Raw genomic sequence first — 13,004 nt, 5'->3', positions numbered from 1 at the left:
CTTAGTTATCTTCTGACTTTTCACTTAATATCTCGTTTGCTAAGAAATAATGCAAACCATTTACACTAGGTACTTAAAATATGAATAATCTAGATTTTGCAAATCCTGAATACCTATACTTATTACTGCTAATTGTTCCTGTTATTGCATGGTACATTTGGCGTGATAAGAAGGCACATGCCAGCATACAGGTCTCTACATTAAAGAGTCTGTCCAAGGCACCTAAAACGTATAAGTTTTATTTCCGACATTCTCTTATTCTTTTCAGAGTTCTAGCTATTGCCTTTTTGGTGATTGCTTTGGCTCGTCCACAATCGAGCAATGATTGGAAAAATGTGAGTTCAGAAGGTATCGACATCGTTATGTCACTGGATATTTCGAGTAGTATGTTGGCTCAAGACTTCGAACCCAACCGATTAGAAGCGGCCAAAGATGTGGCAACCCAATTTATCACGGGACGTCAGCAAGATAAAATAGGTTTGGTCATTTTTAGTGGAGAGAGTTTTACTCAATGTCCACTGACGACTGATCATGCTGTATTAATCAATCTTTTCAGCGATATCAAATCAGGAATGATTGAAGATGGAACTGCTATTGGTTTAGGCTTGGCAAATGCTGTGAATCGCTTGAAAGATAGTGAAGCTAAATCAAGAGTTATTATTCTACTGACGGACGGTGTTAATAACCAAGGTGTGATTGCACCAATTACTGCTGCTGAACTAGCTAAGACATTTGGCATTCGTGTTTATACTGTAGGTATTGGAACTCAAGGCACAGCGCCTTACCCTTTCAGAACACCTTTTGGTATACAAATGCAGGATATGCCTGTTGAAATTGATGAAGCTACTTTAACTGATATTGCAGAGCTTACAGGTGGACAATACTTTAGAGCAACAGATAATAATAAGCTAAAAGCCATCTACGAAGAAATTGATCAGATGGAAAAACGAAAGATAGAAGTGAAACAGTTTAGTACTAAAAGCGAAGCTTACAAAAACTACGCACTATGGGCTGCCCTTTTCCTTTTACTTGAAATTGCTTTCCGTAACAGTATTCTAAGAAACATTCCCTAATCAAAGGTTGATAAGTGATTGTTGTAGTAAATAAATTTATGAGTGAATAAGCATTTTACAGATGCTCAGATCTCAAACCTAATATTATTTGAAAATGAACCAGTTTCGTTTTGAACATCCAGAATATCTCTACTTATTCTTCATTATTCCAGCTCTTGTTGTGCTATACTACATTAGCTACAGAATGAAGAAAAAAGCACTAAAGGAATATGGTGATATGTCTATCATTTCGCAATTGATGCCTTTCGCATCATTCACACGACCTGTCTATAAGTTCGCTATTATGCTTTTGGCTTTCAGTTTTCTTATTATTGCCATAGCTGGTCCTCAGTTTGGCTCTAAGCTGAGAAAAATCAAGCGCAAGGGTGTTGAAATTGTCATTGCTTTAGATGTATCTAACTCAATGCTGGCACAGGATATTAAACCCAATCGTTTGGAGAGTGCAAAACGTGCTATTTCCCAAATGCTTGATAATTTGAACAACGACAAGATTGGTTTAATTGTATTTGCTGGTGAGGCTTATACACAGTTACCAATTACAACTGATTATTCTTCAGCTAAGTTATTTTTATCGACTATCAATACAGATATTGTACCTGTTCAAGGAACTGCAATTGGATCGGCCATTAATTTAGCAAGCAAGAGTTTTACACCGGATAGTGAAGCGAGCAAAGCCATAATTGTCATTACCGATGGTGAAAACCATGAAGATGACGCTATAGCTGCCGCAGAAGCCGCTCTTGAACAAGGCATTGTTGTTCATACCATTGCTATGGGATTACCTAAAGGAGCTCCAATTCCAATAAAAGGTCGATCTGGCCAATTTAGACAAAATGAAGAAGGCAATGTGGTTATCTCAAAGCTGGATGAAAAAATGCTTTCAGAAATTGCTGAAGCTGGTGGTGGTAATATGATTAAAGCCAACAACACAACGACAGGCTTAAAAGCACTTTTCAAAGAAATTAATAAAATGGAGAAAACCGAATTGGAACAAAGAATCTATTCGGATTACGATGAGAAATTTCAATACTTTATTGCCTTTGTCCTTTTACTTATTCTGATTGAATATCTGATTCTAGACAGAAAAAACCGTCATTTTAAAGACATTCACCTATTCAGCAAGTAAAAAATTAAGATCAGGATTGATTAAAAAAAATTATCATGAAGATAAGAATTAGCTTATTCATTATAGCTCTTCTCAGCCTTGCTTGTTTTGAAGCAAATGCTCAGAAAGAGAGAAAATTCATCAGAAAAGGGAATGGTCTTTTCGAAAATAAGAACTTTGAGAATTCTGAAGTAGAATATCGCAAGGCTCTTAACAAAGATGTGGCATCTTTTGAGGCTGCCTTCAACTTGGGTGATGCCCTTTACAAACAAAAGAAATACGATGAAGCTTTAGAGCAATTTCAAGCACTGGCTTCAAAAGAAACCGATCCTCAGCGTTTGGGTATCTTACACCACAATATTGGGAACACCTTACTCGTTAATAAAAAGATTGACGAAAGTATTGAAGCTTACAAACAATCTCTAAGACATTTTCCTGATTCAAAAGAAACCAAATACAATTTGGAGTATGCTCGTAAGATGAAAGAAAAAGAAGAGCAGCAGAAAAAGAAGAATCAGCAAAACCAAGACAATAAGGATAACAAGGACAATAAAGACAAAAAGAAAGATCAGGATAAAAAGGATCAACAAAATAAAGACGATCAAAAGAAGAAGCAAGACGATCAGAAAAAAGATCAGGATAAAAAGAAAGATCAAAAAGATAAACAGAAGGAGAAACAAAAACCTAATGAGGGTGACAAGGACAAAAAACAGAAGCCTAAAGAAGGTAAGATCTCCAAAGAGGATGCTCAACGCTTGTTGAAAGCTTTAGAAAACGACGAGAAGAAAGTGCAACAGAAAGTGCAAAAAGCCAAGGCTAAAGCACAAAAAAAGAAGAAACAAAAAATTAAAAAGGATTGGTAAAGCATAATGATAAATTAGGATTTATGAATTAAAAATTATTAGCTATTATCCATTCCTAATTCTAAAATTATCACTCAAAAATTAATTGCTAGTTTAATTTCTAAATTAACAATAGACTTATTGAGTGCTTCGCACTTATTTTGCAAAATTATCAGTAATTTTGATTTTGTTAAAATTTAAACCTTTAGAAAAATAAATAAAGATTGATGAAGAGACTATTTTTCTTACTACTTACATTTCTATTTATTAGTACTTCGGCCTTTGCCGATAAAACTAAATTTACTGCAAAAGCACCCAATGTTGTTGCTTTAGGTGAACAATTCCGTTTATCCTATAGTGTCAATGAAAAGGGATCTAATTTGAAACTCCCTCCTATCAAGGGCTTTCAAATACTCTTGGGGCCTTCCTCCTCAACCAATATGAGTACGCAGTATATCAATGGAAAAAGGACTTCCAATTCGTCTTATACATACACGTATGTATTACTTGCCGAAACAGAAGGGAAGTTTACATTTGAGCCCGCTGAAATTACAGTTGATGGAAAGGTGGTTAAATCGAATAGCCATACCATTGAAGTGGTTCGACAGAGCACAAAGAATAAACAGCAAGGCACGCATGGCAGCACATCGGCTCAAGCACAAAATATTACACCGGATAATCTATACATTAAGGTTAATGTAGACAGAAAATCTGTTTTTATGGGAGAACCCGTAAAAGCAAGTTTAAAAATCTATTCCAAAGGTGTTAAGGTTGTCAACTTTGAACAGTTTAAAGAACCTTCCTACCAGGGATTCTTGACTCAGAATATTGAAGGTGCTAATTCTAATGCCTTTCAAGGCGAGAATGTTAATGGTGAAATATTCTATACGTATACGCTTAAGGAAGTTTTACTGTTCCCACAACATGAAGGTGAGATTATAATAGATCCTTTGGAGCTAAGCTGTATTGTTCAGTTAACAGCACAAGCACGCTCAAGAGGTTTCTTTGATGATTTCTTTAACAACTACAAGAACGTTCGTGTTCCTCGTAAATCTAAGCCTGTTAGAATCAAGGTAAAGCCTTTTCCAAACAATGCACCTAAAAGTTTTGATGGTGCTGTTGGCCAGTTTAAGATGAGTACTAACATCAATCAAGATTCTGTTAAGGTTGACGATGCCATTACTATGAAAGTGAAAATTTCAGGTAATGGAAATATGAAGCTTATCAATCCATTGAATTTTAATTTCCCTGCAGACTTTGAAGTTTATGATCCCAAAACCAATCAAAACTTAAAGAGTTCAGCAAAAGGAATGACGGGTTCCACAACTTTCGAATACTTGATTATTCCTCGTCATGCTGGTGACTTTACCATTCCTGCAAACGAGTTTACATATTTCGATCCTAAAGCAAAACGATACAGAACCAAGCTAAGTCCTGAATTTAATATTCATGTGGCAAAAGGTGAAGGTGGCGTTTCAAATACAAGCATTAGTTCTTTCACTAAAGAAGATGTGAAGTTCATTGGTAAAGATATTCGCTTTATTAAGACCAATATATTTGAGCCAATCTACAAAGGTGAAATCTTTTTTGGAACGCTTAATTTCTATTTGGCCTTTATCTTACCTCTTTTCATTTTCTTAATGGCATTTGTTTTCAATCGTAAGCGAATCAAAGAAAATGCTGATGTTGCTAAAATGAAAAACAAGCGTGCGAATCGAATTGCTATGAAACGTTTAAAAGCAGCATCTATTAGCCTTAAAGCAAATAAAAAGGAAGCTTTCTACGATGAAATTCTGAAAGCACTTGGGGATTATATCTCAGATAAGTTCAACTTACCCTTATCAGATTTAAGTAAGGATAATATCAATGATATTCTTGTAGAGAAAGAAGTTGATCAGGAAATCATTTCCGATTTCATGACTATTCTAGATACTTGTGAGTTTGCACGTTATGCACCATCAAGTGGTTCGTCCGAAATGGATAGCCTTTATCAGAAAACCATCGAAACAATTACCAAACTTGAAAAAAATATCAAGTAATTATGCGAAAGTTCATTTACACCCTCATAGCCTTAGCTTTATCTATTCAGGTTTTTGCTCAAATTGAAGTAAACCCAATTCAAGAAGCTAATGACCTTTATCAGAAAGGCGAATACGAAGAAGCTGTCAAATCATACGAATCGGTATTAGAAACTCGTATTGAAGCTCCTGAAATCTATTTCAATCTAGCTAATGCCTATTACAAAACAGGTCAAATAGCTCCAGCGATTTTAAATTATGAAAGAGCTCTTCTTCTTTCTCCTGAGGATGAGGATATCAAGTACAATCTAGAATTAGCACAAAAGAATGTTACTGACAAGCTAGAAGTTCTTCCTGAGTTCTTTGTGAGTTCATGGGTTTCTGGCTTATGGAACAGTTTTTCAGCCAATGCTTGGTCTTGGTTATCGATAGGTTTCTTTTTCTTCTTCTTAGCTTTAATGAGCTTGTACTTGTATAGCAAGCTAAGTCGAATTAAAAAACTGGGATTCTTCCTAGCAATCCTGTGTTTACTTTCAAGTCTGGTATTCTACAACTTTGCTTCGAAAATGAATAAGCAACTGACACTTCGTGAGTATGCTATCATTTTCAGTCCAAGCGTTACTGTTAAAGGATCACCTGACGAAAGTGGTACTCAGCTCTTCTTACTACACGAGGGCACCAAAGTTAAAGTTATTGAAGAACTTGGCGATTGGAGTAACATCAAACTAAGTGATGGTAATCAAGGTTGGCTTAAAAAAGAAGATATTGAAGTTATTTAGATTCTGAATCAGAACTCAAAAAATAAGGGCAACAGTAATGTTGCCCTTATTTTTTTGTCTAGCAGACTTAATTAAAGATGTGTAAATTAATAATTCTTGACCTCAGTTTCACCTCTAAGAATCATTTGCCCATAATAGGATAAAGCACCCAATACTTCCGCCCCCGGAATAACATATACAGGAGCAATTACCTCTACTCTATTACGAATTTCACGAACAAATTTATCATCCTTAGCTAAGCCACCAGTAATTACAATACCATCAACTGCTTCCCCTTCAAAACAGACGTATAATGATGAAATATATTTAGATACCTGATAAGCCATGGCAGATAAAACCTCTTCAGCTTTCTCATCTCCGGCATCTCTCATTTGGCAAACATCGAAAGCGCTATGCGTCTTGAAATAAGAATACAAGCCCCCTTCGCCTGTCTGTATCTTCAGCATTTCTTCTTTTGTATATTTTCCAGAGTAACACATTTTTATCACATCACCCATAGGTAATGATCCCGAGCGGATTGGTGAAAATGGTCCATCTCCATCATAAGCTTGATTGGCATCTATCACGCGTCCTTTTTTATGAGCACCAATACTAATTCCTCCACCAAGATGTGCCACAATCAAGTTCATGTTTTCATACTCTGAATATTTAAGCTTAGCATATTGTCGAGCAGATGTTTTTTGATCAAGTGCATGAAAAATTGAGCGACGTTTAAGGTCTGGATGACCCGTAAATCGAGCAATATCCTGAAGTTCATCTACCACAACCGGATCAGCAATAAAAGCATGAGCTCCTTCAATTGCATTTGCAATGCCATAAGCCAATAAACCACCTAAATTAACAACATCTTCTCCAAATTCTGCAGATCTAAGATCTTGAACCATTGCTTCGTTTACACGGTAAACCCCCGATTCAACAGGCTTAATCAAACCTCCACGACCAATAACAACCTTAATGTGTTTAATCTCAATATCATTATCTTCAAGTTCTTTCAATATCACCGAAATGCGATAATCAGCCTGATCGTTAAAGGATTGATAAACACCTTTTTCTAAATCATGATGATTAATTTTCTTGAAAAACAAAGTCGAATTGCCCTGATATACAGCCACTCTGGTGAAATACATTCGTGGATTAAGTGCTAATACTAGATCTCTCATATTATTCGTGTTTATTGTTCCTAATTTGATTTTATCTCCTATTTCTAACGCTTTGACTGTTTAACATCCAATATAGCGTGCTATGACCATGCGTTGAATTTCTGATGTTCCTTCTCCAATCTGTAATAAACGCTGATCTCGGTAAAAACGCTCAATAGGATACTCTTTCATAAGACCATATCCTCCATGAATTTGAACACCCTCATCAGCGACTTCTTTTGCAATTTCAGAGCAATATAATTTCGACATAGCCGCTTCCTTTTCAAATGGCTGGCCATTATCCTTCAACCAACAAGCTTTGTACAAAAGGGTTCTGGCTAACTCAATCTTCATTGCCATATCAGCCAATTTAAAACTGTTGATTTGAAACTTTGAAATTGGCTTACCAAATTGCTTACGTTCCTTTGCATATTCCAGAGCCATTTCAAAAGCACCTTGTGCTAAACCAAGTCCCATAGCAGCAATTGAAAGTCGTCCCGAATCAAGTGTCTTCAACATGATTTTAGATCCCATTCCACGTTCTCCAAGAATATTTTCTTTGGGTACTCTGCAATTATCAAAAAACATTTGTGATGTATCTGAAGCACGCCACATAAGTTTGCCATGCATTGCCTGACTCTTCCAACCTTCAGTCCCTTTTTCAACCAATATACAAGTGAATTCTTTTTCCTCACCATTTATTGCTGATATGGTTTGAACTGTAACGCCTGAGGTTAGCGTATTAGATCCATTTGTGATAAAAATTTTGGATCCTTGAATCTCCCACATTGTTCCATGGTCCTTCACAAAAGTCTTGGTCCCTCTTGAATCAGATCCAGCTTCAGCTTCAGTTAATCCAAAAGCCCAAAGCTCATTCCCAGAACAGAGCCCAGGTAAATATTTTAGTTTTTGCTCTTCAGTTCCAAAATTATAGATTGGACCAATTCCCAATGAATTGTGTGCAGCTAAAGTTGCTGCATGCGATCCATCAACTCGAGCCACTTCTTCAACTGCAATAATATATGAAAGATAATCGCTTCCATGTCCACCATACTTTTCGGGTAAGAACATACCGAATAGTCCCATCTCTCCCATTTTCCTTGTCAGTTCAGGAGAAAATTCTTCTTTCTCATCTAATTCAGCAGCAAGAGGTTTAATCTCTCTTTCAGCAAAATCGCGAACCGCCTTTCGTATTATATGATGTTCTTCGTTTAAAAAAGGATCCATATGCTGTGTATTTTCATCTGTTAATAATATTCATCTTAAGGTCAGATGGAACTTTCCATAGATTAAATAATCATTTTCCTGTGTGAATTAATAATGATTTAATCATGGACGTTTCTTGTTGATTATAAGTTAAGAATTATTTTAAGACTCAACTTCATTCAAATAATAATTCAATCTATTTTCACTTAATATCTTTTAAGTAAGCCTTTGGAATAGGGAATGATTGATTTAAAAGTGCCGAAGCCATTGTCTTACCTTGTGCATCAATCATCAAGGATTTTGTACCACCTCCATCTAAAGATTCTTCTAAAAGGAAATTAAAAGCCAATAAGTTATCCAGTTCATAGCGCTTCACTTTCCCCTTACATATACTTTTAAACATCGTTTTCACAAGCTCAGAGCTTAAACTTGATTTCAGATAATTATAAATAGATTCTGATCGGGCTAAAACACCAATATTAAAGGTATCACCCTTATCACCAGAACGGGCCATACAAACTGTTCTAAGAGGCACATTCTCCATCTCCATTTGAGAATACTTATCATTGGAAGTCAAATGAGATTTTGATTTTTCTACCTTAAAGTCTGCTTCATTTCCGAGAACGGAATCAATTTCATGAGTTTCTTGTATGTCTCCCTTTGAATCTAAGACATGTACTGTAGTTTGAATCAAAGTTTTCGGAATAAGTGTTGGCCAATAGGTCATAACCTGCTGACCACGAGCCCTACCACCTATAACAGCCACGCCTGGAGGGCCACTTAATATTAAAGGGGCAATGCTTGTCGAAAAGGCTTTAATTTTATCTAAATCATCATCGTAAACAGAAAAACGTAGAAGAATCTCATTGGGATCTATTTCCTCAACCAAATCCTGATGACATGCATTGTACCCAATATATTCTGTATTTGTTTTCTTATAATCAATGTTCAGCCTTTGCCAGAATATCTTTTCAAACTCACGAGCTTTATTTAAAACACGCCCTCCTGATATCACGATAGAACTGACTGCCTTATATCCATCCTCGTATGCCATAGATACTTTTAGAAAATGAGTAGAAGGATGACCTTTAGCATTTTTCACTAAGACTCTATTCGGAGCCAATTCTTTTAGTTCCAACTGGCTAAAATCTGCAACCACATCAGGACTAATATAATGCTTAGGATCTCCCATTTCATAAACCAACTGTTCACGAATGGTATCACGACTGATTAGCCCACCTGTATTGGGATGTTTATAAACCTCAAAACTGCCATCACGATTCATCTCAACAATTGGATAACCCATATTATCCCACTTCTGGACTTTTTGCCAATCGGTAAAATTACCTCCACTGGCTTGTGCACCACACTCAATTATATGTCCTGCAACCAATCCTGCAGCTAGTTTATCCCAATCACCTAAATCCCAACCGAGTTCATAGATGAAAGGTGCCATGGTTATCGATGTATCGGTCACTCTGCCTGCAAGAATTAAATCAGCACCACTTTCAAGAGCCTTCAGTAAAGGAGGAACACCTAAATAAACATTTGCAGATTGAATATTATCTTTGATATGAGCAAAATCATCACCTGTTTCCATATCTGTAAACATGGCCTCATCAGGATAGAACTCATCAATTCGATCAATGATATTATCACCAATAACAACAGCAATTTTCAAGTCAACGCCTTTAACTTTCAGCTCTGCTAAAATTTTACGTGCACAAGCTAAAGGGTTTATACCACCTGCATTAGTTAGCATTCTCACCTTTTTGGCTTTCATCAATTCAGCCACATCAACAATCTGATCGACAAAATCACCCACATAGCCCATGGCTTCATTCTTTAACTGTTGTTTTCGAAGGATACTCATGGTAACCTCAGCCAAAAAGTCTGAAGAAATATAGTCCACTTCTCCACCTTCTAACTGACGTCTTAAAACCCCAAGATCATCTCCCCAAAAGCCACCGGCATTTGCTATTCGAATTTTGTCTTTCATCTGTCTATCTTTTAATTAACAATTGAGAATACTCGATTCTAATCGTATAAGTTCATAATTTATCCTACGCCTCAATCAATTTTATAAGTTCCATTTGACTTTTAACCTGATCACCTTCCTTAATCACTATTTCAGAAACAACGGCATCGAAAGGTGCCAATATGCTATTTTCCATTTTCATGGATTCCAGAATAAGTAAAACATCTGATTTTTGAATTTTATCTCCTGACTTTACATTAATCTTAACAACTTTACCCGGAAGAGGAGCAAGAATCCTATCTCCAGAATTACTTTCACTTTCAAAGCTCTCATTGAAAAGTTCATTAACAGAATCAGACCAACGTCTCAAACTCACAAGTATCCCCTTACATGAAATATGTGCTTCATTACGCTCATCCTTTGAAACATAGAATGAATAGATTTTCCCTTTATAAATCAGGTCAATACAATTGTCATTCAATTCTAGCTTTTCAAAACGATAAGGCTTACTATCTATCTCGTAAGTCATTTCATCAATTGCAGAAACTTCAATCGTTTTATCATCGTGAGTTAACTTAAATACTTGTCTGGCATTACGCCAATAGCCTATTTCTTCCCAAATGTTTTTAGCTTGGTCTATATGCAAGTCAAAATGTGAGAAGGCAGCATAGAATAAAGCATGATCAATGGATTGCTGATCTTGATTCATCCGAACTAAAAGTTCTTTCTCATTATCCTTGCAGAAATGAGTTGAAATCTGATTTTGAATATATTCATTCGTTCCAATCAGGTTCTTAAGAAAGTGAATGTTGTTTTTTATGCCATGAATATGATAACCTGACAAGGCTTGTTGCAAACCATTAATAGCTAAATCTCTTGTTTCATCCCATACAATCAATTTCGAGATCATTGGATCAAAATCCGGATAAATTGTACTCGCATTCGAAAGTGACGAATCTACACGAAGCTTAGTGTTTGTAACAACCGGTTCCTTATAAAGCACAATATCTCCAGGAGCAGGTATAAAATCGTGCTCAGGATCTTCAGCATAGATTCTGGCTTCAATGGCATGACCATTCAAAACAATGTCCTCTTGATTATATCTGAGTTTCTTACCTGATGCAATCGCCAGCTGCTCTTCAACCAAATCAATACCCGTAATCATTTCAGTAACGGGATGTTCAACTTGAATTCTCGTATTCATCTCCAGGAAGTAGAACTCATTGTTCTCGTCCATCAAAAACTCAATTGTACCCGCATTAGAATAGCCTAAAGCTTGAGTTAAACGAACGGCAGCGTTCCCCATTCTTTGTCTAAGATCAGGGCTTACACTTGCTGATGGCGCTTCTTCAATGATTTTCTGGAAACGACGCTGAATCGAACATTCTCTCTCAAACAAATGAATGGCATTCCCATGCTTATCTGCTAGAATCTGAACTTCGATATGACGTGGATTTTCAATATAACGTTCTAATAGCACTTCACCATTACCAAAGTATTTTTCAGCCTCACGAGATGTTGCCGTAATAGCTAATTCCAAATCTGATTTTGATCTAACAATGCGCATCCCCTTACCACCACCACCTGCAGCTGCTTTTACCAAAACTGGAAATTGCAACCTTGAAGAATTCTTAAGTAAAGTAGCCTTATCGCCTACAATCCCCTCAAGGACAGGCAAATTCTGTAAAACAGCAAATTCACGAGCGTTAACCTTATTTCCCATCAATTCAATGGACTTTGCATCAGGCCCCACAAAATCAATTTTTGCCTCTGAACAGGCTTTAGCAAATTCAGGATTCTCTGCAAGAAATCCATAACCTGGGTGAATCGCATCGGCCTTATTCTCAACAGCAATCTTAATTATCTGTTGTTTATTCAAATAAGTTGACAACAAGTCATCTCCATTAAGAGGGTATGCCTCATCAGCAAGATGAACATGATCAGCATCCTTATCTTTATCAGAATAAATAACCAAGGTCGAAATACCCAATTTATGAGCGGTTCGAATAATTCGAACGGCAATTTCACCTCTATTTGCTATTAATAGTCGTTTATAATACATCTGTATCTATTATTTCACCCAATTCGGTTTTCTCTTTTCCAGGAAGGAATTCATACCCTCTTGTCCTTCATCTGATTTTCTCAGATCAGCTATCATTTTAGCTGTATAAGTCATAGCTTCTTCATGACTCAGTCTATTACTCATATCATAGATTAACTGCTTGCACTGAGAAACTGCAATAGGTCCACTAGTGCCAAGATTTTGAATCAATTCCTCGAGTTTAGCTTTTCTTTTCTTCACTCCCAGTGACCAATTCACAAGGCCATATTTTTCAGCTTCTTTTCCCGAAAAACGGATTCCTGTAAGCATCAATTCTTTAGATTTATATTCCCCAACTCTTTTCATCACATAGGGCGAAATACAAGCTGGAACGATACCGATTTTAACTTCACTAAGTGAGAAAACAGCTTTTTTATCGGCAAGTACAAAATCGCAAGCTGCTAATAAACCATTAGCGCCACCTATAGCTGCCCCATGAACCATGGCTATTGTTGGAAACTTACAGGAGTAAATAGCATTAAAACATTGTGACAACTTAAAACTTTCCTGATAATTCTCTTCATGAGAATAATTAACAACCGACTTCATCCATTTTAGATCTGCTCCAGCACAAAATGAAGGACCTCTACCTTCAATAATAAGTAAACGAATTTCAGTATAATCCATTTTTCCTACCTCAGCAAAACAATGAATCAACTCAGATATCATGACTTCATTAAAGGCATTGTGTATCTCAGGTCGGTTCAAATAAACGTAACCAATCTGATTCTCTATTTTAAATTCTATCGTCTTATACATGATC

Annotated in this window: 10 protein-coding genes; 5 read left to right on the top strand and 5 right to left on the bottom strand. The window is 36.4% G+C overall.

Features of this window, described 5'->3' with window-relative positions:
* The first annotated feature begins 80 nt into the window (after positions 1-80).
* From ACXR6G_RS12055 to ACXR6G_RS12035, 5 genes are all read left to right on the top strand, one after another.
* Entirely contained in the window at positions 81-1,073 is a 993-nt protein-coding gene (locus ACXR6G_RS12055) for a vWA domain-containing protein (protein ID WP_458361685.1), read from the top strand.
* A 94-nt stretch (positions 1,074-1,167) separates the two neighbouring features.
* Positions 1,168-2,199 (top strand): vWA domain-containing protein, encoded by a 1,032-nt coding sequence (locus tag ACXR6G_RS12050; protein WP_458361684.1) that lies wholly within the window; start codon positions 1,168-1,170, stop codon positions 2,197-2,199.
* 35 nt (positions 2,200-2,234) lie between these two features.
* Entirely contained in the window at positions 2,235-3,041 is an 807-nt protein-coding gene (locus ACXR6G_RS12045) for a tetratricopeptide repeat protein (protein ID WP_458361683.1), read from the top strand.
* Between the two features lie 206 nt (positions 3,042-3,247).
* On the top strand, positions 3,248-5,059 hold the full coding sequence (locus tag ACXR6G_RS12040; RefSeq protein WP_458361682.1) for a BatD family protein: 1,812 nt from the start codon (positions 3,248-3,250) through the stop codon (positions 5,057-5,059).
* A 2-nt stretch (positions 5,060-5,061) separates the two neighbouring features.
* Complete coding sequence (locus tag ACXR6G_RS12035; RefSeq protein WP_458361681.1) at positions 5,062-5,817, top strand: tetratricopeptide repeat protein; 756 nt, start codon at positions 5,062-5,064, stop codon at positions 5,815-5,817.
* Between the two features lie 86 nt (positions 5,818-5,903).
* Here the strand turns inward: ACXR6G_RS12035 and buk are convergent, their stop codons facing one another.
* From buk to ACXR6G_RS12010, 5 genes are all read right to left on the bottom strand, one after another.
* Entirely contained in the window at positions 5,904-6,977 is a 1,074-nt protein-coding gene (gene buk / locus ACXR6G_RS12030; RefSeq protein ID WP_458361680.1) for a butyrate kinase, read from the bottom strand.
* A 60-nt stretch (positions 6,978-7,037) separates the two neighbouring features.
* Entirely contained in the window at positions 7,038-8,183 is a 1,146-nt protein-coding gene (locus ACXR6G_RS12025) for an acyl-CoA dehydrogenase family protein (protein ID WP_458361679.1), read from the bottom strand.
* Between the two features lie 181 nt (positions 8,184-8,364).
* Positions 8,365-10,161 (bottom strand): acyclic terpene utilization AtuA family protein, encoded by a 1,797-nt coding sequence (locus ACXR6G_RS12020; protein ID WP_458361678.1) that lies wholly within the window; start codon positions 10,159-10,161, stop codon positions 8,365-8,367.
* A 64-nt stretch (positions 10,162-10,225) separates the two neighbouring features.
* Positions 10,226-12,202, bottom strand: a complete 1,977-nt coding sequence (locus ACXR6G_RS12015; RefSeq protein ID WP_458361677.1) for an acetyl/propionyl/methylcrotonyl-CoA carboxylase subunit alpha — start codon at positions 12,200-12,202, stop codon at positions 10,226-10,228.
* 9 nt (positions 12,203-12,211) lie between these two features.
* A complete protein-coding gene (locus tag ACXR6G_RS12010) occupies positions 12,212-13,000 on the bottom strand; it encodes an enoyl-CoA hydratase-related protein (RefSeq protein WP_458361676.1) in 789 nt (262 codons plus the stop codon).
* Between the last annotated feature and the right edge of the window lie 4 nt (positions 13,001-13,004).

The sequence above is a fragment of the Ancylomarina sp. YFZ004 genome, from assembly GCF_054254355.1.
This window is presented reverse-complemented; position numbering and strand designations above follow the sequence as displayed.